The following is a 23345-nucleotide window of genomic DNA, read 5'->3' on the forward strand; positions in this document are numbered from 1 at the left end:
CTTGAAGCTACACACCTTCAGGAGCCCCCGCATGAACCTCGAACACCTCACCGAACGCCTGCACCGCATCCGCGATAACAACGACTGGAAGCCGTTCCATAGCCCGAAAAACCTGGCCATGGCCGCCAGCGTGGAAATGGCCGAGCTGGTGGAAATCTTCCAATGGCTCAGCGAAGACCAATCGCGCCAGTTGCCAGCCGATAAGCTCGCCCACGCCGGGCAGGAAGTTGGCGATGTCGTGTTGTACCTGCTGCTGTTGTGCAGTGAGTTGGGGCTGGACATGAATGAGGTGGTGCGCGCCAAACTGGCCGACAGCGAACGGCGGTTCGCCCATGAGTGACCGTCATTTCGACCAATTGGCCACGCGTTTTGCCGAGAAAATCTACGGCGGTGCCAAGGGCGCGATTCGCCTGGCGGTGCTTCAGGCCGACCTGACCGAAGCCTTGCCCACGCGCCCACTGCGGGTGCTGGATATCGGTGCCGGGTTGGGCCACATGTCGCTGTGGCTGGCCGAGCAGGGCCACGACGTGACGCTGGCCGAACCGGCCGAGCCGATGCTCGACGGCGCCCGCCAGCGCTTCGCCGACGCAGGTCAGACAGCGACCTTCATTCACGCCCCCTGGCAAGACCTGCCCGGCCAGCTCACCGAACCCTACGACCTGGTGCTCTGCCATGCCGTGCTGGAATGGCTGGCCGAACCCCATGCGATCCTCCCGGTGCTGCACCAGCTCACGCTGCCCGGCGGTTGGTTATCCCTGGCGTTCTACAACCGCGATGCGCTGATTTATCGCAATCTGCTCAAGGGCCATTTCCGCAAGATGCGCAAAAATGACATGGCGGGCGAAAAACAGAGCCTCACCCCTCAGCAGCCGCTTGACCCGCGTGAATTGGCGGCGCAACTCGCGGGGCTCTGGCAGGTCCAAAGCCAAAGCGGGGTGCGGGTGTTCCACGATTACATGCCGGTGGAGTTCCAGGCCCGCGCTGATCTACAGGACCTTTTGGAGATGGAGCTCGCTCACCGTCGTCACCCAAGCTTTGCCGGACTTGGGCGTTATTTGCACTGGGTCTGCCGTCCGGTATAGGCGGCCCAGTCTGCGGAGGTCGAAATGCGTCGTCTCTGTTTGGTGTTGTTCTCCCTGGGGTTGGCGGCCTGTTCCAGCCCCAATCCCTACGTGGCCGCTTCGGCCCCGATCCCCGCGGCCCCGCCCCAGGCGGCCAGGACCTTCGATGCCAGCGCCTATCCGGCGCCCGTGCGTGACTACGGTGCCTACCGCAATTGGGCCTGGCGCAACGGCCAGTTGCCGGCGGGTACGGCCTGGGCGGATTCGGCGCAGATTGCCGAAGCCGTCAGCGGCGCTCTCGACCAGCGCGGCTTGCGCCCTTTGCATGACAAGCGTCCCGCCGATCTGTTTGTGAGCGCCGATGTCCGCCTGGAGAAGCGCCTCAGGCAGGTCCAGGACGACTACGGCTACGGCTATGGCGGCTATAACCGCTATGGCAATGGCTACGGCATGTACAACTCGGTGCCGATCGTGCGCACCTATGAAGTCCAGGTTGTGGTGGTTCGCGTCGACCTGTTCGATGCGCGCACCGGTCAGCCGGTCTGGAGTGCCAGTGCGGAAACCGGCAGCAAAGGCAGCCAGAGCGAACGCGGCGACGCCCTGCGCCAGGCCGTGCAGAAGGCGATGACGGCGTATCCTCCCAGTTAACCGCTATTCTCATTTCAAGCGCCGTGCGCTTTTGGAGAACCATCATGTTTCGTCGTATCGCTACGCTCGCTGTTGTGATGTTGCTGGGCGGTTGCCAGACCAATCAGGTCAACCACGACTTTGACGCCAGTCGGGATTTCGGCGCCTACCGCAGTTGGGCCTGGAAAGACCCGGCCCTGCAATACCGCCCGGATGATCCTCGCATCAAGAGCGACCTCACCGAACAACGCATCCGCCAGGCCGTCAGCGATCAACTCGACCAACGCGGCCTGCGCCCGGCAGCGGCGGGGACCAAGGCTGACCTGAATGTACAGGCCTACCTGATCGTCGAGGACCGCCAGCAACAAGTCACCACCAACTACGGCGGCGCCTGGGGCGGCCCGTGGAATGGCTATTGGGGCGGGCCGATGTACAACGAAACCCGCAACATCACCTACAAGGTGGCGACCATCCAGATCGACCTGCTCGACGGCAAGGACGGCAAACTGGTGTGGCGTGGCAGTGATGAGCAGATGATGAGCAGTACGCCGAACCCGCAGGATCGCAGCAGTGCGATTCGCAACACGGTGAATCACATTCTCTCGACCTACCCGCCGCGCTGAATAGTGTGGGAGGGGCTAGCCTCCTCCCCCCATTGATCCTGCTCCAGACACAAAAATCCTGTCGGTCTCCTAGCCTTGTCTACACTCCAATTCAACTACGGAGAGTAAGCGCTAAAGGAGTGCTCGATGTCTCCCCGACTTCGTTCCAGGCAAGGTGGTGCGATTGGCTTGATGGCGGCGGCAACCCTGGCGGTGGCGCTGGTTTTCATGTTGCTGGCCGTCGACAGCGGTCGCCTGTACCTCGAGAAGCGCAAACTGCAGTCCATCGCCGACTCCGCTGCGCTGGAAGCCGCCACCCGCGGCGGCCTCTGTTCACCTACCACCACCGCCAACGATTACGCCAAGCAGAACGCTACCCGCAATGGCTTTACCGTGGTCGCCGGAGACGCGAGCCGTGGGTTGGCCGTGACCTGTGGCACCCTGGCCACCAATGCCAGCAATATCCGCGTGTTCACCGCCGATGCCAGCAAGAACGACGCCGTGCGCGTGATCGCTTCCCGCAGTGTGGTCACCGGTATTGCCAGCGGCCTGTGGAACCTGTTCTCCGGCAATGCGGTTACCACCCAGACCAACCTCACCGCGACCGCGGTCGCGGCGTTCGCCCCGCCGGTGGCGCAGTTGACGATCCGCAGCACGCTGGTCAACGTCGACTCGAGCAAATCTGCGTTGCTCAACGCCACCCTTGGCGGTTTTCTGGGCGGCAGCCTGTCGATTTCAGCGGCTGGGTACACGGGGTTGGCCAGCGCGAACGTCAACCTGCTCAATTACCTCGACCAGTTGGCCGTGCAGTTGAACGTCCAGGCCGGTGACTACGATGCCTTGCTGAAAACCGCCGTCTCCGCCAACCAGTTGATTGACGCCTCGGTCAAGGTGCTGCAAAAAAACAGCCCGGCACTCACTGCTGTCATCAATGACACCCTGGCGATAAAGGCCATTGCGCCGGACACCAAGGTATTGACCGTGGGCGATCTGCTGAAGATCGCCACCGGTACGCCCGCCGCAGCGCTGAATACCGATGTGCAGTTGTTTGGCCTGCTGCAAGGCGTGGCGCAACTGTCGAGCAGCAAGAACGCAGTGGGCGCGGCGGTGCAGGTCAATCTCCTGGGGCTGGGCAGCGTGTCGATCCAGTCCAAGGTGATGGAAGCCCCGCAGTTGTCGGCGATTGGCAACCCATATAAAGCCAAGGTCGGGTTTACCAAAACGCCCAAGGTCGATCAGATTTTCGTGCGCACGGCCCAGGTCAGGACCTTGATATCCATCGACCTGCCGGTGTTGAACACCGTCTCGGCACTGGCCTCTGCGGTCACCAGCATTACCACGCCGGTGACCGGGATCGTCAGCAACCTGTTGAACCTGAACCTGGGCGGGGTGATCAACTCGGTATTGTGCGTGGTGGCCTGCGACACCACCGATATCCAGCTTGCGAGCAGCCTGGACATCCTGATCGAAGCGGGTGGTGCGCAAAGCTATGTGAGCGATTTCACCTGCGCCAGCACCGCGACGAAATCCCTGACCGCGCAAACCACCACCAGCCTGGCCACGCTGACGGTCGGTGACATTGACCCGTCGACGGCATTTTCCTCGTCGGCTCCCGTGGCCGTGCAGCCCATGCGCCTGCTCGACATCGGCTCCAGGCACTGCGTGCTGCTGGTCGTTTGCGGGACGCGCCAAGCCAACAAGGGCGGCGGCCTGCTGTTGAAGGCCCAATCGAGCATCGGCTCGACCTCCGGCGCGATGTACTACATGCCGGTGGCGGAAATGAACCTGGCACCCACCTACCAGACTTTGGGCTCAACCAATCTGGTGTCGAGCCTGAGCGGCACCCTCACCGGCCTTCAAGTCACCTACGCGCCGCCCAGCGGTTCGGTGTCCAGCGGTGCGCTGGCCGGTGTAGCAGGCCTGCTGACGTCGATCACCAACACATTGGTGGGCGCGATCCAGAGCCTGCTGTCACCCATCCTCGACCCGATCCTGAATACGCTGTTCAAAGCCTTGGGCATCACCCTCGGCGGCGCTGAAGTCGGGGCCAACCTCAGTTGTCACATGGGGCGTGCCTATCTGGTGATCTAAAGCACCGGCAGTTCCACGCAGAACCGTGCGCCGTGCTCGCCATTGACCACGCTCAAGCGTCCGCCCATGTTCTCCACAATGCCGTAGCTCACCGACAACCCGAGCCCGGTGCCCACGCCGATAGGCTTGGTGGTGAAAAACGGTTCGAAAATCCGCTCCAGCAGGCGCGGGTCGATGCCGCCACCGTTGTCCTCCACGAGGATGCGCACATGACGGCTGTCATGTTCACAGTGCAGGGCGATCCAGGGTTGGAAGTCCGGGTGTTTCTCCTTTTTGCTCAACAACGCATCGCGGGCATTGACCATCAGGTTGATCAGCACCTGTTCCAGTTGATCGACGTAGCCTTTGACCTGCACCGCGAAGGCCGGTGGAGTGACGAGCACTTCCACGCCTTTGCCGCGCAAGCCTTCGCTGAGCAGTGACAGCGAGCCCTCCACGGCCTGGGCCGGGTCGAAGGGCTTTTGTTCGATTTCCGAACGGCGGCCAAACACACGCATATGGTCCACCACCCGTGCCGCGCGCTGCACCTGGTTGTCGATGCGCTGGAGTTTTTCGGTGAGGTACTCCACTTGCACGTCGCCGTTGCTCAGGCGCTTGAGCACGTTGACGATGGCCATGCGCATTACGTTCAGCGGTTGGTTGATCTCGTGGGCCAGGCCCGTGGCCATTTCGCCCAGGGTGGCCATCTTGGCACTCTGGGTCAGTTGCTGTTGGGAGCGGCGCACCTCGGTGTTATCGCGGCCCACGGCCTGAACTTCCACCAGCGCACCTTGTTCATCGAACACGCCACGGTCCGACCACACCCACCAGGCATGCTCACGGCCCGGCAGCTCCAGGCTGATTTCGGCGGTGCTCACCGGGAATTCCGGGCTCAGTTGACTGATGCGTTGCACGAAGGCCTGGCGCTGGTCGTCCGACAGCCACTGGCCGAGATTCAGCCCCGGTAGTTCGCTGGGCACGCATTCCAGGTAGTTGGCCAGCGGCGTGTTGCCGAAGGTCAGCGTGAGGTCGGGGCGGTAGCGGCAGATCATCGCCGGGGAGTCTTCCACCAGGATGCGATAGCGCTCTTCGCTTTGCTTGACGTGCTCGGCGGCCAGGGTCGCCTCGGTCACGTCCAGCCACAGGCCGACAGCTTCCACCGGCAGGCCGAGGTCGTCGCGCAACAGCTTGGCTTCATCCAGCAGCCAGTGGTAGCCGCCCTGTTTATCGCGCACGCGGTAGCGGCTGCGAGCAGTGCCTTCGCGCAGCAACTGGCGGGTGCGTTCGAAGTACAGGTCGCGGTCGTCGGGATGGATCAGTGCGGCCAGGTTGTCGTGGTTGCACTCGGCGAGGGTCCAGCCCAGCAGCGGCAGCAGGCTGTCGCTGAAGAAGGCCGGATGCAGGGCGCCGCTGACGTAGCGTTGCACGTAGATCACGGCCGGGGCGCTGGCGATCAGGTTGTCCAGCCGCGCGTGAGCGGCGGCGGCTTGCACTTGCTGGTTCTTGATGTCGCTGATGTCGAGCATGAAACCGACCCAGCGGCGGTGGTCGCCGGCACCCAGCACCTGGCCCTGGACGCGGTACCAGATGGGGTTCGGCTCGGCGTCGCTGGGGTGCAGGCGCACGCTGGTCAGCAAGGGTTTGCCCAAGGTGTGCAGGTCTTGCAGGCGGCTGTCGAGTTCCTGGCGGTCGGCGGGGTGGATCACGTCCAGCCAACGGCCGAGGGCTTGCTTGGGCGTGGCTTCCGCCTGACCCAGGCTGCGCAGCAGTTGCGGGGCGAGTTGGATTTCCTGGGTGGCGGGCAGCAGCTCCCACCAGCCGGTTCCGAGCAGGCCTTGCAGGGCGTCGACACGTTCCAGTTGCTGCTGATGGCGCTGCTCGCGCAGGCGGCCGAGCAGAGGGTCCGCGAGGGCGGCGGTGAGGGTGAGCCAGTCCCGGTCGCTGGTGTGCTGCTGTCCGGTGAAGAAGCCGCAGAGCAGCCAGGCGGCGATGCCCTGGCTATCGCGGTAGGGGACGAGGAATCCATCGGCATTGCCAAACAAGCTGTGCAGGCGCAGGTTTTCACTGCCGCCCTTGGTGATGTCCAGGGTCAGCGGTGCATTGCCATTGGCGCTGTCCAGGCAGGTGCCGAGGCGCTGACCGGTTTGCCACAGGGCCGGGGCATCATGGGCGCTGTACTGGCCGTAGATGCGCCAGTCCTGATGCTCTTCGTCCAGCAGGGCGAGTGCGACGCAGGGCACGCGCCAGTGCTGGGAGAGAATGCGCAGGTGTTCGTTGAACACCTCGGGCAGGCGGCTCAGGCTGCAGACACGCAACTGCTCGCTCATCTGGCTGGCCAGGCGGTGATGCTGTTCGCGGTGCTGGCTCAATTGGCGGCCGGCGAGCAGGTCGCTGATGTCCAGCAGGCGCAGGGTCCAGCCGTCGCCCTGGCGCTCCACCCATCCGCGGGTGTGCAGGACCTGGCCAGCGGGGCCCTGGAAGTCCAGGTCAAGGCTGTGTCGTTGCCAATCGGCGGGGCTGCCTTCGATACTCAGCGCACTGTCGGCGCTCAACAGGTCACGCAGCAACACGCCGGCGTGGCCCAGGTTGCGGGCGGCCAACAGCATGCGCAGGGCGCCGCTGACATTCAGGACGTGACCCTGGTGGTCCAACAGCACGTAGAGGCCATTGCCGGGCGCGGCGGACGCTTCGAGGGGCAGGGCGTGGGTACGACCGAGCAGGCGTCCGAACAGATTATCCCCCGCCGTCAAAATTGCAGACTCGAACGGGCGTACAGGGTGGCGGGCAGGTTCGGCACCGTGCCTACGCCGGGTATCACCAGCGCGGGGAATACTGAATAGAGGTTAGTGGTGGGGTATTTGATCTCCACCGTCAGGGTGGTGCCCACATAAGTGGCGACCACATGGGAAGCCTGGAACTGAAAGCTGGGAGGGATCCAGCTCAATTGGAGCACGGCAGCGTCTTTCGCCCGTTGGGTCACTTGGGCGCCAAATGCCGTCCCGGCGGTCACTGGGTCGACAGCCATGGCCTGGCGCACGGCTTCCGCCGACGCCTGGTTGAACGACTGCAGCAACAGCATCGGCAAGCTATAACTGATCAACCCATAGAACACGGCAAAAAAAATCCCGAATACCAGCGCGAACTCAATCGCCGCCGCACCTTTTTGCTTTCTAGGGAGGCTTGTTTTCATGACTGCGTCTACCCTGACGGCTACTACTTGATATCAGCATAGAATCAATCAGCAAAAAGGGATGTTTTTTACGTGATTCATGGCGCAGTAATTGTGATCTGGCTGGGACTGTGTGCAATTCAGGATATGCGTCAGCGGCAAATTGCCAACAGCCTGACCCTGGGGTTGGCGCTGTTGGCGTTGATCTACCTGTTGTGGACCGGCGCCACTTGGCTGGGCGCGCCCGCCAGTCAAGGAGGGTGGGCATTCGCGCTGGCGCTGCTGTTGACATTGCCGGGCTATGCCGTTGGGCGGTTTGGCGCGGGAGACGTGAAACTGCTCGGTGCCTTGGGTTTGGCCACCACGGTCGATTATTTGCTGTGGTCGTTGATTGGGGCTGCGGCAGCGCAAATCGGCTGGCTACTTATTAGTCAATGGCTTAGGCGCGGTAGTGACGTATCCGTCGACAAACCGTCAAAAAAACAGCCATTCGCCCCGTTTGTATTGACAGGGTTTGTACTGTATTGGCTTTGGATCCATTAGTCGCCCAGCCGCTCTACTGCTATGTACATAGTCGGAAAGTAGAGCTAGGTTTATTCAACAGATGAGCAGGATTTTTCGTCAAAAGGGATAGGTCAATCAATTGGCTTGCCAGGCATGGAGTAGCGCGTGAACAAGCTTACCTCGGCAGTAAAAGTACTTGTAGTCGACGATCAACCGCTGATCGTTGAAGAACTCTGCGAGTTTCTCGAAAGCAGTGGCTATCGTTGCGTGCCGTGTGGCTCAAGCCGCCAGGCGTTGCAGCGCTTTACCGAGGACGCCGAAGTGGGCCTCGTGCTCTGCGACCTGCACATGCCTGACATGGACGGCATCGAGCTGGTCCAGGCCATGCAGAAAGTCGCCGGCAAGCAGCGCGCCTTTGAAGCCATCATGCTCACCGGGCGCGCCGACAAGCAGGACGTGATCAAGGCCCTGCGCGCCGGTATCGCCGATTACTACCAGAAGCCCATCAACCTCGATGAGTTGCTCGAGGGCCTGCAGCGTCAAGAGTCGGCGCTGGAAGAGCGCCAGAAAGAATTGCAACTGGGGCACCTGAACCAGAAGCTGCAATACCTTTCCGAATCCATCAACGACCTGTATCTGGACCTCGACAAAGTGCGCCGCAGCCCTGCCAGTGCGGCGGCGGACGAAGGCGAGTTGGCGGGCGAAGACGCGGGTGCAGTGGAAATACCGAGCATTTTCACCCAGCTGTCACCGCGCCAGCTCGACGTTGCGCGGCTGGTCGGCAAGGGCCAGACCAACTACCAGATTGCCTGTGAACTGGGGATTACCGAGAACACCGTCAAGCTGTACGTGTCCCAGGTGTTGCGCCTGACCCATATGCATAACCGCACGCAACTGGCGCTGGCGCTGTCACCGAACAACTCGGCGATGCGCCAGCGGGTCACCGCTCACTGACTGCTCCCGCCTGAAGAGCCCCCGCCCGATTCCGATTCGAAGAATTCCGGAATCGGGTGCTTGTTACTGTCCAGCCAGCGTTGCAATGCCTGCTCCCGTTCAGCGGGCGAGGTGCGTTGTGGCGTTGACGACGCGGCACGGCCATTGATCTGCAGGGTCATCCAGTTCTCTGTTTCGGCTTGTTGCGGGGACGATGGCCCCGGTTCAATCGCCGACGCTGCAAGTGGCAGCAGTGCCAGGCAGGCAAGGTAATGGGCTTTCATCACTGACTCCTTACTTGATCGTCAGCGGCTGGGCATCGCTGACCGCCGCTACTTTGCGCGCCGAGGCGCCTGAGTCCTTGAGTTGCTGCGCGCGCGCCTGGGCCTGGTTGACCTGCTCGGGGCTCAGGCCCAGTTGGCTGACCACCTTGGCGGCTTGGCCCCAGTCATCCTGATAGATGAGCAACGTCACCAGGTTGACGGCGGCCAGCGTGTCGCTCTGCTTGAGTTCGATGGCGGTCATGAATTCAAAGCGCGCGTCCTCCAGGCGCAGCTGGTTGAGGTACACCACGCCCAGGTCGTTGCGGATCTTGTCGTCGGTGGGCGCCAACTGTGCGGCCCGTTGCATATGGGCCAGGGCCTGGGCGTTGTCGCCCTTGGCCGCCGCCAGTTGGCCCAGGCCATGCTCGCCTGCGGCGCCCATGCACGTGCCCACCAGGCTGCGGTACAGCGGCTCGGCTTCATTGCGGCCCAGCAAACGATAGGCGCGAGCCTTGCGCTGGCGTACCTGGGGCAGAGCATCGGGCAGGCTTTGCAGGTTGGCCAGGCTGGCGTGCAGCTTGCCTTCGTTGGCCATGTCATCGGCGAGGTTCAGCGCCAATTCCTGGTCGGCACTGGGCTTGCTGCAACTGCCGGAGCCCAGCGATGCCCACGGCGATTGGCCGTTGGTGGCGCAGCCGCCCAGCATCAGCAGGGCCATGGCGGCAATCATGAGTTTCATCAGGCGCTCCTCAAAAGTTTTTCAGGGCTCGGGCAATGCCGATAAACGCCGGCCCCCCGAGCACAATCAGCAAGGCGGGAAACAGAAACACCATCATCACCACGGACATCTTCGCCGACATTTTCGAGATGTATTCCTGCAGGCCAGTGAGGCGCCGGTCATCGAGCAATTGCTTGAGGGCCAGCAACGACTTCATCGCGCCGCCGCCCTGCTGGATCAGTTGCTGGAGGATGATGCAGGTGTCGGTAAATTCATCCACTTCCAGCAGGCGTGCGGTCTTGCCCAGTTCCTCGCCCAGCTCCAGCCCGGAATCGACCCGCGCCAGGATCAGGCGCAACTCGTGGGTCAGGTGCGGCAGCAGACGCTGGGCCTCGTTGCCCAGCACCCGCAGTGACTGTTCAACCGCCATCCCCGACTCGAACAGGATGCGCAGCAGCGGAATGAAGGTGGAGATCTCTTTGGCGATGCGGGCCTGGCGATGTTTGGCGGCGGCCGCCAGCACCCGTTTGGGCAGCAGGTAGCCAACGCCCAGCGCCAGGGCCGGGGCGATCCAGGCCGGTTCGAAGTCGTGGAAAAACACCTGTTGCACGAGGATGGTCAAGCCCATGACCACAATCGGCGTGCCGATCTGAAACGCGGCAAACAGCGAGCGTTGGTTGGCCTTGCGCCAGCCGACGCGGTTGAGCAGGATCTGGCTTTCGTTGTCGAGGCTCACCGAGCGCTGGGCCAGGGTGCTGCCACCGAGTTGGCGCATCAGGGTGCCGAGCGTGGCATCGCCACCCAGCTGCCCCTGCAGGCGATCGGCGATGCGCCGCTCGCGCCGACGGTTTTCGAGCAAGTGACCGCCCACCAATACGCCAACGGCGAGCAACATCAGGACGGCTGCCAGCAGCACCATCTCAGACACTCCTCAGCATGCGCCACATCATCAGGGTTCCCGTGACGTCCATCGCCAGGGCGCCAAACAGCATGTTGCGGCCGGTTTCGTCGTTCCACATCGTCAGCAAGTAGTTGGGGTTGACCATGATGAAGTAACCGACGATGAGGATCGGCAGCCCGCCCAGTACGTAGGCGGTCATGCGCGTTTCACCGGTCATGGCCTTGAGTTGGCGGGAGCCCTGTTCGCGCTCGCGGATCATCTTGATCAGGTTTTCCAGCAGTTCGCTGGCGTTGCCACCGTAGCGGTGGTTGACCTTCAGGCCCAGGGCGAACAGGCGAAACTCGTCCTGTTCATAGAACTCGGCAAAGTCGCTGACCGAGTCCGGCAGGCTCACGCCCATGCGCACGTTGCGCTGCACCCGACCCAACGCATCCTTGAGCGGATTTTCGACGTTCTCGATACCGCCCAGCACGGCGTCGGCCAGGGTGCGACCGGATTTAAGGCTGCGCACGCTGTGGTCGAGCAGCTGCGGCAACTGCTCGACCATGCGCTGCACGCGGCGCTGATAGCGCCAGGAAATATAGATCCGCAGCACCAGCGGCGGCGCGACCAGCATCACGATGAACCCCAGCCCGTCGGCCATGATCCAGCCCAACAGGATTCCCACCACCCAACCGCTCAGCCACAGGCCAAGTCGATCGGTGGGCTTGCCGAGTCCGGCACGCGCGAACATCCGTTCGAGGCCGTTCCAGGCGGTTTTTTCTTGGTGGGCTTCGGGCTGGCCGTCGCCAAGGCGCTCCAGCACACGGTTGGTCTGAGCCTTGCGCAAGCCATTCTGGAACAGCCAGAACGACACGCCGATCATCAGCAGGCACACCAGCAAGAGCACGGGTCCGGTCATCGGGCACTCCCTATAGCGGCAAGGCCGATTCGCGGCGCAGCTTGTCGCCGGCCGGGTTCAGCGCTTCGCGCAGGAAGCCGAAACCGGTGCGCCGGTCGAGGCGAAACAGTGTGTTGGTGACATACACGTCATCGCGTATGCCCACCACTTCCACCACCTCGCTGACACACCGGCGGCCATCGGGCATCCGCGTCAGCTGGATGATCACGTCCAGCGCCGCGCAGATCATCTGGCGCAAGGTTTTCTCGGCGATCACCCGGCCTGTCAGGCCCACCAGGGTTTCCAGGCGCAGCAGCGCGTCCTGGGCATTGTTGGCGTGCACGGTGCTCATGGAGCCGTCGTGGCCGGTGTTCATCGCGGTCATGACGTCGAGGACTTCGACGCCACGGATTTCGCCAAGGATGATGCGGTCCGGGCGCATCCGCAGGGCGTTGCGAATCAAGTCGCTGGACTTGACCTCACCATGCCCCTCGGCATTCGGCGGTCGGGTTTCCAGGCGCACCACGTGCGGGTGGCCGAGTTGCAATTCGGCCACGTCTTCGATGGTCACCAAGCGTTCGTGGGGGTTGATCAACTGGCTGAGGATATTGAGCAGGGTGGTCTTGCCGGTACCAGTACCGCCGCTGATCAGGATGTTGCAGCGCTTGCCCACCGCTTCCTGGAAAAACTCGAAGATGCTCTGGTCGATGGTCTGCATCGCCACCAGGTCGGTGCTCTTGAGCATGTCCTTGCGAAATTTCCGGATCGACAGGCACGGGCCGTCGAGGGCAATCGGCGGGATGATGGCGTTGACCCGGCTGCCGTCCGGCAGGCGCGCATCCACCATCGGCGACGATTCGTCCAGGCGTCGGCCCAAGGGCGCAAGGATGCGTTGCATCACGCGCTCCACGTGGTGGTCGTCGATGAAGCGCAAGTCACTCTGGTGCAACAGGCCGTCACGTTCGATGAACACCCGGTGCGGGCCGTTGACCAGGATCTCGGTGACGGCGGTGTCGCGCAGCAGCACTTCCAGCGGACCGAAACCGGTGAGTTCATCGACGATCTCTTCAGCCAGGCGCTCCATTTCATAACGGGAGATCGCCAGGCGCATGCGCGTGATGTATTCCGAGACCTTGTCGACGACAAATTGCGCAAGGATCTGCCGCGTGCCTTCCAGCAGGTTTTTGCCTGACTCTTCGATGGCATCGATGATGTAGCGGTGCAGCACCAGTTTCAGGCCGTCGTGGTCGGTGTTGTCGGCGCCAGCGCTGCGGGCCGGGCCGCCGAAGAGTTTTTCGCTGCTCATCGTCCGGACCCCAGCAGGCGCTCAAACCAGCGCATCGAAGGTTTTTCCAGGCCTTGGGAGCGTTTCGCTAGGCGCTCGCCGAGGGTGCGCACGGCCTGGGTCAGCGGTTCGCGTGGTGCCAGGGCGAACAGGGTCTGGCCCTGGTTTTTCACGTTCAGGCGCAGTTCGGCGCTCAGTGGCAGGACGGCGACGCATTCCAGGCCGAAGCTTTTTTCCAGGGCTTCGGTGTCCGGGGCGCAGGACTTGATGTAGCGGTCGACCACCAGGCGCGCGTGTTCGAGCTTCATGCCTTTGTCGCGCCAGCGGTTGAGGATCGCCAGGTTGCGTCGGCAGTCCAGCACGCTCTGGTCGGTGCACCACAGCAACTTGTCGCAATGGCTGACAAAGGTGCGCAGGGCTTCGCTGTCGGGCTGGCCGGTGATGTTCACGACGATGTGCTGGAAGTGTTGGCGCAAGGCGCTGAGCAGCATGAACAACTCGGCGGCGCTGGTGAGTTTGAGCGGGTCGTCACCGGTGGCATACGCGAGGATGCGCAGGCCATCCAGCGCCGGAGTGAAGGCGCTGTTGATCAAGGTGGAATCGAGACGGCGCAGGTGGCGCAGCGCATCGCCGAAATTGAACGTGCTCTCCAGCCCCAGCAGGGCAAGGCTGTCGCTGCGCGGCAGGCCCAGGTCCAGGAGCAGGGTTTGTTGACCGCTTTTTTGCACCACCAGCGCCAGGTGCGTTGCCAGCATCGCGCCGTCGGCGTTGCTCTGGGTGCCGAACAGCACGGTCAGGCCGCCCAGGTGCGCGTTGCTGGCCACCGGCGGCAGGCGTTTGCTCAAGCGGCGCACCAGGCCTGCGACTTCGCTGGAGCGCGAACCGTAGGCGACGAAATCCCGCGCACCGGCGCGCATGGCGTTGAGCACCAACTGGTTGTCCATGCCATCGCCCAGGGCGACCACGGCGAGCATCGGCTTGGCTTCCAGTGCGCCTTCGATCAATGCGCTCTGGGCCACCACGTTTTCACGGTCCAGGCCGACGAACACCAGGTTGGCGAAGGTCACGTCCACCAGCGCCAGCAATTCGTCCAGGCTGCCGGTGCCGGCGCTCACTACCTGGCCCAGGGGCGCGAGGGCGCCCTGCAGCCATTCAAGGTCGGTGTTGTTGCGTGTAATTGCCAGAAACGTCTGGCTCAGGCTATCGCTCATTGGGAAAGTCCACTGCGACGGTCGAAATTACCGTTTTCGAGGAAAAACAGGCGGTACCAGTTAGGGTCGTAGCTGCGCAGTTTTTCGCCGGGCAAGGAGGGCAGCGGGGCGTTGGCGGCCAGCGGCTGCACCAGGTGCGGTGTGACGATCATCAGCAGTTCTTTTTCTTCACGATTGATATTGGAGTCGCGGAAGAAGCCGCCCAGGATCGGGATGTCCCCCAGCCCTGGAAACTTGCTGATGGTGGAGCGGTTGTTGGTGCTGATCAGGCCGCTGATCACGAAACTTTCGCCATCGGCCAGGGACACACTGGTGTCGGTGCGGCGTACCGTCAGGGCCGGTACTTGGATGCCCGAGATAACCACTGCATTACTGTAGTCCAATTCGCTGACTTCCGGCGCCACCTTGAGGGTGATGCGGTTGCGATCAATCACGGTGGGCGTGAGGGTCAGTCGAATACCGAACTCTTTGTACTCGATGGAGATGGTATCGCTGCCGGCGCTGGGCACCGGTACTGGTACTTCACCACCCGCCAGGAAGGTGGCGCTCTGGCCACTCATGGCCAGCAGGCTCGGGCGTGCCAGCGTGTAGGCAAAACCGCTGCGTTCCAAGGCATTGATGACCGCGGAAAACCGGCCGGTGCCGAAGCCAATGTTAAAGCTGCCGGTATCGAAGGGCAGGTTGGGGGTGGCAATCGTGGAGCCGGGACTGCCGAACAGGAAGTTGCGCGTGCTGCCAAAAATGGTAGTGCCCGCTTCCTTGAGTTTGGTGCGGCTGACTTCAACAAAGCGGATATCGGTCTGCACCTGGCTGGGCAGTGTCGGATCCTCCGACGGCGACAGGGTCAGGCTGGTCAGCGCCGATGTCGCCTTGCCCTTGACGAATATCATGCTCTGGCGCGGTGTACTCGCGCAGGCGGTCCAGACCATCAGGCTGGTGGCGCCGGTGGCGAGACCGGTGAGCAGGAAGTTGCGGTCGCCGTTGACGCGCACGTCGGCGATCTTGGGATCACCAATCGCCAGGCGGGTAATGGCCACCGGCGATTGCAGTTCCTGCTGCAGGCCTTCTCCCACTTCGACCACGGCAGGCAGTTGGCCCAGGGCGCTGCAGTTGCCAGGTGCGGCCACGGCCACGCCGGCTGACACACCCGACAACATCAGGGCGCAGGCCAATTGCGTGAGCAGGGGTGCGTAGCGATGGCTCATTCAAGTCATCCTTGTTCGATCAGGGAGTTTGTTGAGAGGACTGGGCGCCGCGGATCACTTCGATGCCACGGCGCACCGCGGGCTCTCCACCGGCCTGTACCATGCGTTTGGGCGGGCCATTGAGGGCCAACTGGGTAAACTGGTAGAGGTCGCGGTTGGCGTTTTCCAGTGTCTGGGCGGCATCGTTTTCACCGGCCCAGTAGCGGCTGAGCAGTTGCTCATCGGCGCTGCGAACGGCGAGGCGCAGTACACCGGCCTGGGCGGCGAGCATCAGGCGGCTCAATAAAGGTTCGGGCACGGCCAGTACCACGGTGCGCGCGGCGGCCTTGCGTTGGGCAGCCTGGGTGCGCTCTTCCAGAGTGACCGGCGGCGGGACGGCAGGCTTGCCATCGTTGGCCAGGCCCAATTGGTCGCCGACGCTGAGCAGGCGCATGGCCGGCAGCACCACTTGTGCCGATTGTTCGGTGTTGCCCGCTTCCAGACGCAGGAACAGCAGCACATCCACATAATCGCCAGGGCTCAGTTGACCACCCGCGCCGGAGACTTCATCCACGGCCACCGCCAGGGCACGCTCGTCGGGGCGAATCATGCGGGCCAGCGGGCCGCCGGCGTTGAAGCTTTCTTCGGTGAGCCAGCTGCCAGCGCCCAAGGTGCGCTGGGGCATGCGGCCGATGGCCTGGTCAACGTCGGTAAGGCTGCCGGCGGGCGCGGTTTTCAATCGCTCCACTGCCAGGTCGGCAGCGGTCAGTGGCACAAAAGCGGGGGCGTCACGCACCAGCACCACCACCGGTTGACGGGCCTGGTCTTCGAGGGCAGCGACGGTGTTTTCCACAGAAACGACAGGTACGGCGACGGGCTCCGGCGGGCGACTCAACACCAGTCCCCAATACCCCGCAAATAATGCGCCGATTAGCAGCACGCCTGCCAGGACCATGCTGATGCGACTGTTCATGACGGCTCTCCCTTTCCCGTTGCACTACCTGCGCGTTAATCCAAACGTGCTAATTCGCAACTTGGCTGTGATGAACATCTAACGATTTGGCTATTTGAAAGTAGCTCAGCTAGGACGAAATGCCATTAACTGAAGAAAAATTTATCTGAGCTAAGCAACCCACCTTTTAGATCGCGGGCTTAGGCCGAACACTTTTTGACTAATACTTTGTCATTAATCCGTTATTACAGTTGTGAGGCTCGGGTTTGTTGACAATGCTCTAGTGGCACGCCGCGACCTTTGTGCTAGAGCCGTACCGGCTTCCAGTGGCGTTTTAGGGAGAAGTCTTATGTTCCTTGACCTGATGTTGAAGTTTTATGTTCAGACGCAATTGTTCTTTCAGCGCAAAGACGGTGCGTCAGGTATCGAGTACGCAATCATCGTGGCGCTGGTGGCTCTGGTTATTGTGGGAGCGGGTTCCGGTCTCGGGACTAAAATCAAATCCATCTTCGATAGCATCGCTACCAAGATGACCACCTGATTCGCGATTGAACAGGTGTGAAAATTCCCTCTGTTGAAGTTCTTCCCACTCAGGTACGGCTATGAGCGCCTCTTCGTCTCCCCGCCAGCAAATTCTTTTGGTGGACGACGAAGAGGACGCGCTGATCGAACTGGCCGAATCTCTCGAAAATGAGGGATTTGTCTGTTTTACGGCCACCTCCGTCACCTTCGCTTTACAGGAGCTGACCCTGCACCCGGACATCGCGCTGGTCATCACCGACCTGCGCATGCCTGAGGAAAGCGGGATCTCCCTGATCAAGCGCCTGCGCGAACACACGTCGCGTTCACACCTGCCGGTCATCGTGATGTCAGGTCATGCCGAGATGGATGACGTGAGCGATATGCTGCGCCTTCAGGTGCTGGATCTGTTTCGCAAGCCGATCTACCTGGTGCGCTTGATTGATACCTTGAACAACCTGTTCCCCCAGACCCGAAAAAACCTGTAGGAACGCGGTTGCTCGCGAAGGCCTCCAGGGCGTCGCGTCCATTCCGGATGTTCGCGTCATCCTTGGCGACCCTCGCGGGCAGGCTCGCGCCTGCCAATCAAAGCTGGTAGCTGAAGCTCAGGGTGTAGCGTGGCTTGCGATTCAGACTGTCCAGCGCCATGTCCGACATCGGCTTGGCCGCTTCCAGGGCGATGTTGTAGTACTTGGCATCGCCGAAGCGCAGGCCCACGGCTGCTGAGGACATGTCGTTGCCCTTCACCGGCAGGTCGTTGTACCAGGTCTTGGCGCGGTCGAACACGACGTAGGGTTGCAGGATTTTCACCCAGTCCCCGGCGCGGCTGTAGCTGTAGTTGACCTCGTAGGCCACGCCCCAGCCCTTGTCGCCCGAACCCTGGTCATCCGGGTAGCCACGGCCGAAATTCTGCCCGCCGAAGGTCGCTCGTTCGCTGTCGGGCAGGGTGTCGTCGCTCCAGTACAGCGCACCCGACGCCACTCCCTGGAAATTACCGAACAGCTTGTTGCTCTGCACGCCTGACAGGCGCAGGCGGAAGAAGTCGAGGTCGGGCTTGAGGCCACCGAAGTCCGAGCGGGTCTTGGCGCCCAGGCCTTTGGTGCCCTGGTACAGGCCGGCACTGAGAATGCGCAGCTGGGTGGTATCGGCCTTGCGCCAGTCGCCCTCGACGGCCACGGCGCGCAGGTTGGTTTCCAGGTCCAGCCGTTGCGGGAAACCCACCAGTTGGTAGCGGGTCGTCTGGTCGACGGCGTAATAACGCGCGCCCAGGCTCAGCGACTCGCTGGGCGAGGCGATCAGGGGGTGGCTGAAGCCGATGGAGTAGCGGTCTATCTTCTGGTGCGGCTTGAGCTCGAAACCGCCGCCCAGTTGCAGGTTGGTGCGCGGGTCGGCGCGGTAGCGTTCGCCGGAGAGGGCCAGTTGCGTGCCTTCGGCATTGATGAACTGGCTGTAGGCCGCGCGGTAGTAGTGCTCCTTGTCGTCCCCGGGTGGGAACAACCCGCTGACACTCAGTTGTTCGCCAAATGACGTCTGCGAGTTGCTGGTGGCGGTCAGCAGTGCCTGGGTGCTGCCGCGACTGGCCTCGGTGAGGCTCATGCTGGTGGTGAACGGTTTGCGGCTGGCAGTGATGCTCATGTGGGTGCCGCCGTCGGTGGTGCCGGGCGGTGGCACCTGGGCCTGGATGGTCACCCCCGGGATGGCGCTCATCAGCGTGGTGTAGCGCTCGAACGTCTTGCGGGTGAGTGGGCGTTCGGCCTTGAGTTTTTCCGCTAACTTGTCGACGTGGGACGAGACCGAGCCGATATCGCCCTGCAACTGGTAATCGCGGATGTAGCCTTCGACCAGCACCACGCGCACCAGGCCGTCTTCAAAACCCTGTTGTGGCAGGAACGCATAGGACAGCAGGTAACCGTCTTCCTGATAGCGGCGGGTGATGCTGCGGGTGGCTTCGATCAGTTGCGCCAGGTTGGTCTCGCGGCCGATCAGCGGTTCGAAGGCCTGGGCGACTTCCTTGAGTGGGTACACGGTGCCGCCGTCGATCTGCAGTTTGCGGATGGTCACCTTGGTGTCCATCAGCAGCGGTTGCCCCTCTGTCGCTGCTGGTACCGGTAGCTGAGTGGGCGTGGCGGCCGGACGGTAGGCATCGGCGGGCAGGTTGGGGACGGGTAGGTTGCGGATCGTGTCGTTGCTATTGAGGAAGCTGGGGAGGGTATCGGCGTAGCTGTAAGCACTGAGGGTAAGCAACAACAACGGCGTCAAAGCGCGCATAGGACACTCCATGGTCAAAACTGCAGCAGCGTTTTTGCAGATGCCCGCCGGGCTCTGGGGGCGCGGTTCGGGGGGTTTGCGGGGCTTTGCCGGCGCCCATAAAAAAGACGAGAGACTTATTGGGTCTCTCGTCTCAACCAAGCGTAGGCGCTGTAGGTGAGGCCGTCTAATCGGCCAGGTGCAATTCTATTTTTTACCGGTCAGGCCACCGAGCAGCCCGCCCAGTACACCGCCGTTTGCAGTGGCGCCGGCACTGCCGGAGGCAGATGCGCTACCCCCCAGGGCCAGGCCACCACCGAGCAGGCCGCCGCCGGTGCTGGTGCCGCCGGTGACCAGGCCACCGATCGACGCTACGGTGCCGCCGACTGCGCTCACTGTGCCGCCCAGGGCATTGGTGACCGGGTTGGCGTTGGCACCGCTGATAGCGCCGCCGAGGTTGCTGACTGCGCCGCCGACGTTGGTCACCAGGCCATTGACAGGGGCGCCCAGGCCGGTAGCAGTACCGATGTTTTGCGTCAGGCTGGTGACGCCGCTGGTCACAGGGTTGAGTGCGTTGCCCAGGGTGCTGGTCACCGCTGCGACGGGTGCGCCGGCCGCAGTGTTAGGGGTGCCGCTACCGCCGAGCAAGGTGCCCAGGGAAGCCACGGTGCTGCCGGCTTTGCCGCCAGTGACGCCGGTGGCGCTGACCACACCGTTGGTGCTGCCGGCATCCAGGCCATTGCTGGCACCCGCGATCACGCCGCCGATGAGTTCCGCCAGGCCCAGTTGCACGCCGCTGCCGTCAGTGCCGCCGCTGCCCGAACCGCTGCCGCTGCCGCTGCCATTGCCGCCGGTGTCGGCAGTCGGGTCGACATAACCGCTGGCCTTGCCTGCCACGGTGCCTACACCTTTAAGCACATTGCCCAGTGCGTCGGTGACCGGGTTGCCACCGGCGTCGGCGACTTTATCGCCCAGGCCGTTGACGGTATCGCCGACTTTTTGCAGCAGGCCGCCGACAGGAGCGTCCAGGCCGGTGGCAGTGCCCACCTTGCCGGTGGTGTTTTCCACCAGGGACACGACAGGGACCAGCACTTTCGAGCCCAGGGTATCGGTGACCGAACCCAGCGGGCCGGTGGTGCTGGCAGTGCTCAGGGTATCGCCGAGCATGGTCACGGCGTTGCCGACTTTATCGACGACACCACCCACTGCCGGGGCGACGGTGCCGACGACAGGGACCTGGCCCAGCAAGGTGGCGACGTTGCCGCCGGTCACGCTCAGGCCATCGCCGAGGTCGGACACGCCATTGCCCACACCTGCCACGGTTTTGCCGAGTGCGTTGCTGTCAGTGCCCAGTGACCCCAGGCCGTCCGACAAGCCGGTGCCGATGCTGCTGACGGCAGTGCCTGCCGCAGTGACCAGGCCGCCGGCCGTGGCGCCAACGATAGGCAAGCTGCCGAGGGTAGTGCCCAGGCTGCCCACGGTGCCGCCGAGGTCAGTCACTGTGTTGCCGAGGGTGTCGGAGACGTCTGCGGTCACCAGGGTGCTGCCGGGTGTGGTGGTGCCGCCACCGCCTGTGGTGGGAGGAGGGGTGGTGCTGCTCGATGAGGATGAAACACTGCTCTTGCTGCCGCCACCGCCGCTGCTGCAGCCGCCGAGGGTCATTGCCACTGCCAGAGCCAGAACGGTACTTGCTTTCCAAAACACGACTTGAGTTTTCATGATTGAGATCCTTGCACCTGTACAACCTTGGTTGTCTTCAAACACTCGCCCTTTCTAGGGAGGGGGATGTGTTTGTCCGTGGCTCAATAACAAACCCAGGCGCGCTTTCTCACAATGCTCCACTTGGTATTAACGATTTATATACGGGTGAAAAGTCTGTGCTTTTCGATTAATACCAAGGGTATAAGGGAGGGATGTGTCAAGATGTAAATATGTTATTTAACAACGACTTGAATAAAAAAGCGGACCTCGAAAAGTCCGCTGTTACCCAAGGTGTATATATACAATTAAGCACTGGATTTCAGGCAATCGGCCGCCACTTGCCGAGCATATGTTCAATATTGCCGGCGCCTTTCAGCATTAATTCACCGCTGGAGCCGGCGGCACTGGCCAGTAAGGTCACTTCATCGGGCAGGCGCACCGGTTTGCGAAACGCCACGTCTATTTCGATATTGGCCGTGGGCAGGTGCTCGCCCAGGGCGGCGAGGGTGCGGGCCTTGTTCCACAGCCCGTGGGCGATGGCCTGGGGGAACCCGAACAGCTTGGCCGTCGGTGCGCTGAGATGGATCGGGTTGTAGTCGCCGCTGACGCGCGCATAACGCCGGCCGATGTCGGCGGGGGCTTTCCAACGCGTCAGCTCGCTGACCTGCGACGGCGCGAGCAACTCATCGTCCGACGCCTCGCCTTCCAGTTTCACACCGCGACAGAGCATGCGGCTCTCGGCTTCCCACAGCAGGCCGAGGGCATCTTCGACCGTGGTCACCAGGTCAAAGGTCGCGCCCTTGGCATGGGGTTGGAGGTTGTGTGCGTGCACGCTGAGGGACAGCTCGCTCACACCCCCAAGCGGGCGATGGATGCGGATGCGATTGCTCAAGTGGATCAACCCCAGCAACGGGAAGGGGAAGGAATGATCGGTGAGCAGCTGCATCTGCAGCCCGAACGCCAGCACGTGGGGATAAGTCGCCGGCAGGATCGGGCTCTCGGCAAAGCCACAGACCTTGCGATACGCCGCCACCGCCTTGGGATCGACAGTGACCCGGCAACGCAACCCGCTGTCAGGCAGGGTGGTGCCGGTGATCTTGCGCTTGAGCGCCGCGCGCCAATACAGCGGCGGCAGGAACGGCGTATTGCCCAATGTCTTCCAGTGCATGCTCACGCTCCCAACAGGCTTTGTCCGCACACCCGCAGCGCTTGCCCGCTGACGGCACCGGAGCCCGGTTGACCGAGCCACGCCACCGCTTCGGCCACGTCTTGCGGCAACCCGCCCTGGCCCAGCGAACTCATGCGCCGCCCGGCCTCACGCAGGGCGAACGGGATATGTGCGGTCATCTGGGTTTCAATAAATCCGGGCGCCACGGCGTTGATGCTGATGCCGCGCTCCTTGAGCAGCGGCGCCCAGGCCTGTGCGAGCCCGATCAAGCCGGCCTTGCTGGCGGCGTAGTTGGCCTGCCCGCGGTTGCCGGCGATGCCGCTGATGGAGGCCAGCAACACCACGCGGGCGTTGTCGCGCAGCGTGCCGCTGTCGAGCAGGGCCTTGGTCAGCACCTGCGGCGCATTGAGGTTGACGGCAAGCACCGCGTCCCAGTATTCCGGGGTCATATTGGCCAGGGTCTTGTCGCGCGTGATACCGGCGTTGTGCACCAGGATGTCGAGGCCGTCGGGCAACTGTTCGACCAACTGCGCGGCGGCGTCTTCAGCGCAGATGTCGAGTACGACAGTGCGTGCAGCAAGGCGTGCGGACAAGGCTTCAAGGTCGGACCTGGCCTGAGGCACGTCCAGCAGGATCACCTCGGCGCCGTCGCGGGCCAGGGTTTCGGCGATGGCTGCACCGATGCCTCGGGCGGCGCCGGTGACCAACGCCTTGCGCCCGGCCAGCGGGCGAGTCCAGTCCTCGACCGGTGTGGCGCAAGCCTCCAGGCGAATGACTTGGCCGGAGACGTAGGCGCTTTTCGGCGACAGGAAGAAACGCAGCGCCCCTTCCAGTTGCTCATCTGCGCCGTCGCCGACATACAGCAATTGCAGCACGCCGCCGTTGCGCAGCTCCTTGGCCAGTGAGCGACTGAAGCCTTCGAGGGCACGCTGGGCGCTGGCGGCGAAGGGGTCGGCGAGGCTTTCGGGGGCGCGGCCGAGGATCACCAGGTGCGCACTGTTATCGAGGTTTTTCAGCAGTGGCTGGAAGAATTCGCGCAATTGCTTGAGTTGGTCGGTGTGCTGCAAGTCGCTGGCATCGAACACCACGGCCTTGAGCTTGGGCCCGTGGCCGGGAATCCAGGTCGCGTTTTCGCCACCATAGGTGTAAGTCGCGTCGGTGAGCTTGTGGGCAAACGCCTGCACGTTGCTCGCCAATGCACCGCCGCCCAGCAGCAGAGCCCCTTCGACCGGGCGCAGGCGTCCGGCCTGCCAGCGTTCCAGGCGTACCGGTGACGGCAGGCCAATGGCGGCGACCAGGCGATGGCCGAGGCTTGAGTTGGCGAAGTCGATATAACGGTCAGACATGGAA

General features: G+C 62.9%; 23 protein-coding genes. 9 read left to right on the forward strand and 14 right to left on the reverse strand.

Going from position 1 to position 23345, the window contains the following annotated elements:
• Positions 1–31: 31 nt before the first annotated feature.
• From CQ041_RS19565 to CQ041_RS19585, 5 genes are all read left to right on the forward strand, one after another.
• Positions 32–340, forward strand: coding sequence for a MazG-like family protein (locus CQ041_RS19565; RefSeq protein WP_105521913.1), 309 nt, complete (start codon positions 32–34; stop codon positions 338–340).
• Complete coding sequence (locus tag CQ041_RS19570) at positions 333–1082, forward strand: methyltransferase domain-containing protein (RefSeq protein WP_105521912.1); 750 nt, start codon at positions 333–335, stop codon at positions 1080–1082. The genes CQ041_RS19565 and CQ041_RS19570 overlap by 8 nt, the downstream gene beginning before the upstream one ends.
• Positions 1083–1106: 24 nt before the next feature.
• The gene (locus CQ041_RS19575; protein WP_105521911.1) at positions 1107–1709 is read left to right on the forward strand and encodes a DUF4136 domain-containing protein; all 603 of its coding nucleotides are present in this window, start codon (positions 1107–1109) and stop codon (positions 1707–1709) included.
• A gap of 44 nt (positions 1710–1753) precedes the next feature.
• Entirely contained in the window at positions 1754–2311 is a 558-nt protein-coding gene (locus CQ041_RS19580) for a DUF4136 domain-containing protein (protein ID WP_105521910.1), read from the forward strand.
• A 126-nt stretch (positions 2312–2437) separates the two neighbouring features.
• Complete coding sequence (locus CQ041_RS19585; RefSeq protein WP_105521909.1) at positions 2438–4381, forward strand: pilus assembly protein TadG-related protein; 1944 nt, start codon at positions 2438–2440, stop codon at positions 4379–4381.
• Here the strand turns inward: CQ041_RS19585 and CQ041_RS19590 are convergent.
• Entirely contained in the window at positions 4378–7110 is a 2733-nt protein-coding gene (locus tag CQ041_RS19590; protein ID WP_105521908.1) for an ATP-binding protein, read from the reverse strand. The two genes, CQ041_RS19585 and CQ041_RS19590, sit on opposite strands and share 4 nt — an antisense overlap.
• Positions 7107–7550: a TadE/TadG family type IV pilus assembly protein gene (locus CQ041_RS19595; protein ID WP_105521907.1), complete on the reverse strand. Its 444-nt coding sequence runs from the start codon at positions 7548–7550 to the stop codon at positions 7107–7109. The genes CQ041_RS19590 and CQ041_RS19595 overlap by 4 nt, the downstream gene beginning before the upstream one ends.
• A gap of 72 nt (positions 7551–7622) precedes the next feature.
• On the opposite strand from CQ041_RS19595, the gene CQ041_RS19600 reads away from it, so the two are divergent.
• Both CQ041_RS19600 and CQ041_RS19605 read left to right on the forward strand, forming a co-directional pair.
• The gene (locus CQ041_RS19600; RefSeq protein ID WP_105521906.1) at positions 7623–8072 is read left to right on the forward strand and encodes a prepilin peptidase; all 450 of its coding nucleotides are present in this window, start codon (positions 7623–7625) and stop codon (positions 8070–8072) included.
• A 126-nt stretch (positions 8073–8198) separates the two neighbouring features.
• The gene (locus CQ041_RS19605; RefSeq protein WP_105521905.1) at positions 8199–8987 is read left to right on the forward strand and encodes a response regulator transcription factor; all 789 of its coding nucleotides are present in this window, start codon (positions 8199–8201) and stop codon (positions 8985–8987) included.
• On the opposite strand, the gene CQ041_RS19610 is transcribed toward CQ041_RS19605, so the two are convergent.
• Genes CQ041_RS19610 through cpaB form a run of 8 tightly spaced genes read right to left on the reverse strand, consistent with a single transcriptional unit; the run spans position 8981 to position 16381 of the window.
• Positions 8981–9250 carry a DUF3613 domain-containing protein gene (locus tag CQ041_RS19610; RefSeq protein ID WP_105521904.1) on the reverse strand — a complete coding sequence of 90 codons (270 nt, stop codon included), beginning with the start codon at positions 9248–9250 and terminating at the stop codon, positions 8981–8983. The two genes, CQ041_RS19605 and CQ041_RS19610, sit on opposite strands and share 7 nt — an antisense overlap.
• Positions 9251–9260: 10 nt before the next feature.
• Positions 9261–9968, reverse strand: a complete 708-nt coding sequence (locus CQ041_RS19615; protein ID WP_105521903.1) for a tetratricopeptide repeat protein — start codon at positions 9966–9968, stop codon at positions 9261–9263.
• A 10-nt stretch (positions 9969–9978) separates the two neighbouring features.
• On the reverse strand, positions 9979–10866 hold the full coding sequence (locus CQ041_RS19620) for a type II secretion system F family protein (protein WP_105521902.1): 888 nt from the start codon (positions 10864–10866) through the stop codon (positions 9979–9981).
• A gap of 1 nt (position 10867) precedes the next feature.
• The gene (locus tag CQ041_RS19625) at positions 10868–11749 is read right to left on the reverse strand and encodes a type II secretion system F family protein (protein ID WP_105521901.1); all 882 of its coding nucleotides are present in this window, start codon (positions 11747–11749) and stop codon (positions 10868–10870) included.
• Positions 11750–11759: 10 nt separating this feature from the next.
• Positions 11760–13034 carry a CpaF family protein gene (locus CQ041_RS19630; RefSeq protein ID WP_105521900.1) on the reverse strand — a complete coding sequence of 425 codons (1275 nt, stop codon included), beginning with the start codon at positions 13032–13034 and terminating at the stop codon, positions 11760–11762.
• A complete protein-coding gene (locus CQ041_RS19635; RefSeq protein ID WP_105521899.1) occupies positions 13031–14224 on the reverse strand; it encodes a pilus assembly protein in 1194 nt (397 codons plus the stop codon). Before CQ041_RS19635 ends, CQ041_RS19630 begins: the two co-directional genes overlap by 4 nt.
• Complete coding sequence (locus CQ041_RS19640; protein ID WP_105521898.1) at positions 14221–15429, reverse strand: type II and III secretion system protein family protein; 1209 nt, start codon at positions 15427–15429, stop codon at positions 14221–14223. The genes CQ041_RS19635 and CQ041_RS19640 overlap by 4 nt, the downstream gene beginning before the upstream one ends.
• 19 nt (positions 15430–15448) lie before the next feature.
• Positions 15449–16381 (reverse strand): Flp pilus assembly protein CpaB, encoded by a 933-nt coding sequence (gene cpaB / locus CQ041_RS19645; protein ID WP_105521897.1) that lies wholly within the window; start codon positions 16379–16381, stop codon positions 15449–15451.
• A 328-nt stretch (positions 16382–16709) separates the two neighbouring features.
• On the opposite strand from cpaB, the gene CQ041_RS19650 reads away from it, so the two are divergent.
• Complete coding sequence (locus CQ041_RS19650) at positions 16710–16901, forward strand: Flp family type IVb pilin (protein ID WP_105521896.1); 192 nt, start codon at positions 16710–16712, stop codon at positions 16899–16901.
• 61 nt (positions 16902–16962) lie between these two features.
• Positions 16963–17367 (forward strand): response regulator, encoded by a 405-nt coding sequence (locus CQ041_RS19655; RefSeq protein ID WP_105521895.1) that lies wholly within the window; start codon positions 16963–16965, stop codon positions 17365–17367.
• 97 nt (positions 17368–17464) lie between these two features.
• Here the strand turns inward: CQ041_RS19655 and CQ041_RS19660 are convergent, their stop codons facing one another.
• From CQ041_RS19660 to CQ041_RS19675, 4 genes are all read right to left on the reverse strand, one after another.
• Positions 17465–19147: a ShlB/FhaC/HecB family hemolysin secretion/activation protein gene (locus tag CQ041_RS19660; protein WP_105521894.1), complete on the reverse strand. Its 1683-nt coding sequence runs from the start codon at positions 19145–19147 to the stop codon at positions 17465–17467.
• Between the two features lie 186 nt (positions 19148–19333).
• Positions 19334–20845: a collagen-like triple helix repeat-containing protein gene (locus CQ041_RS19665; RefSeq protein WP_105521893.1), complete on the reverse strand. Its 1512-nt coding sequence runs from the start codon at positions 20843–20845 to the stop codon at positions 19334–19336.
• Between the two features lie 301 nt (positions 20846–21146).
• Positions 21147–21995, reverse strand: coding sequence for a MaoC/PaaZ C-terminal domain-containing protein (locus tag CQ041_RS19670; RefSeq protein WP_105521892.1), 849 nt, complete (start codon positions 21993–21995; stop codon positions 21147–21149).
• Between the two features lie 2 nt (positions 21996–21997).
• A complete protein-coding gene (locus CQ041_RS19675) occupies positions 21998–23341 on the reverse strand; it encodes a 3-oxoacyl-ACP reductase (RefSeq protein WP_105521891.1) in 1344 nt (447 codons plus the stop codon).
• Between the last annotated feature and the right edge of the window lie 4 nt (positions 23342–23345).

Source organism: Pseudomonas sp. MYb60 (assembly GCF_002979555.1).
GTDB lineage: Bacteria > Pseudomonadota > Gammaproteobacteria > Pseudomonadales > Pseudomonadaceae > Aquipseudomonas.

Excerpts from the sequence above, each read along its gene's own strand:
- CQ041_RS19565 (WP_105521913.1), top strand. The coding sequence starts at position 32 with ATGAACCTCGAACACCTCACCGAACGCCTGCACCGCATCCGCGATAAC.
- CQ041_RS19570 (WP_105521912.1), top strand. The coding sequence starts at position 333 with ATGAGTGACCGTCATTTCGACCAATTGGCCACGCGTTTTGCCGAGAAA.
- CQ041_RS19575 (WP_105521911.1), top strand. The coding sequence starts at position 1,107 with ATGCGTCGTCTCTGTTTGGTGTTGTTCTCCCTGGGGTTGGCGGCCTGT.
- CQ041_RS19580 (WP_105521910.1), top strand. The coding sequence starts at position 1,754 with ATGTTTCGTCGTATCGCTACGCTCGCTGTTGTGATGTTGCTGGGCGGT.
- CQ041_RS19585 (WP_105521909.1), top strand. The coding sequence starts at position 2,438 with ATGTCTCCCCGACTTCGTTCCAGGCAAGGTGGTGCGATTGGCTTGATG.
- CQ041_RS19595 (WP_105521907.1), bottom strand. The coding sequence starts at position 7,550 with ATGAAAACAAGCCTCCCTAGAAAGCAAAAAGGTGCGGCGGCGATTGAG.
- CQ041_RS19610 (WP_105521904.1), bottom strand. The coding sequence starts at position 9,250 with ATGAAAGCCCATTACCTTGCCTGCCTGGCACTGCTGCCACTTGCAGCG.
- CQ041_RS19615 (WP_105521903.1), bottom strand. The coding sequence starts at position 9,968 with ATGAAACTCATGATTGCCGCCATGGCCCTGCTGATGCTGGGCGGCTGC.
- CQ041_RS19620 (WP_105521902.1), bottom strand. The coding sequence starts at position 10,866 with ATGGTGCTGCTGGCAGCCGTCCTGATGTTGCTCGCCGTTGGCGTATTG.
- CQ041_RS19625 (WP_105521901.1), bottom strand. The coding sequence starts at position 11,749 with ATGACCGGACCCGTGCTCTTGCTGGTGTGCCTGCTGATGATCGGCGTG.
- CQ041_RS19630 (WP_105521900.1), bottom strand. The coding sequence starts at position 13,034 with ATGAGCAGCGAAAAACTCTTCGGCGGCCCGGCCCGCAGCGCTGGCGCC.
- CQ041_RS19635 (WP_105521899.1), bottom strand. The coding sequence starts at position 14,224 with ATGAGCGATAGCCTGAGCCAGACGTTTCTGGCAATTACACGCAACAAC.
- CQ041_RS19640 (WP_105521898.1), bottom strand. The coding sequence starts at position 15,429 with ATGAGCCATCGCTACGCACCCCTGCTCACGCAATTGGCCTGCGCCCTG.
- cpaB (WP_105521897.1), bottom strand. The coding sequence starts at position 16,381 with ATGAACAGTCGCATCAGCATGGTCCTGGCAGGCGTGCTGCTAATCGGC.
- CQ041_RS19650 (WP_105521896.1), top strand. The coding sequence starts at position 16,710 with ATGTTCCTTGACCTGATGTTGAAGTTTTATGTTCAGACGCAATTGTTC.
- CQ041_RS19655 (WP_105521895.1), top strand. The coding sequence starts at position 16,963 with ATGAGCGCCTCTTCGTCTCCCCGCCAGCAAATTCTTTTGGTGGACGAC.
- CQ041_RS19660 (WP_105521894.1), bottom strand. The coding sequence starts at position 19,147 with ATGCGCGCTTTGACGCCGTTGTTGTTGCTTACCCTCAGTGCTTACAGC.
- CQ041_RS19665 (WP_105521893.1), bottom strand. The coding sequence starts at position 20,845 with ATGAAAACTCAAGTCGTGTTTTGGAAAGCAAGTACCGTTCTGGCTCTG.
- CQ041_RS19670 (WP_105521892.1), bottom strand. The coding sequence starts at position 21,995 with ATGCACTGGAAGACATTGGGCAATACGCCGTTCCTGCCGCCGCTGTAT.
- CQ041_RS19675 (WP_105521891.1), bottom strand. The coding sequence starts at position 23,341 with ATGTCTGACCGTTATATCGACTTCGCCAACTCAAGCCTCGGCCATCGC.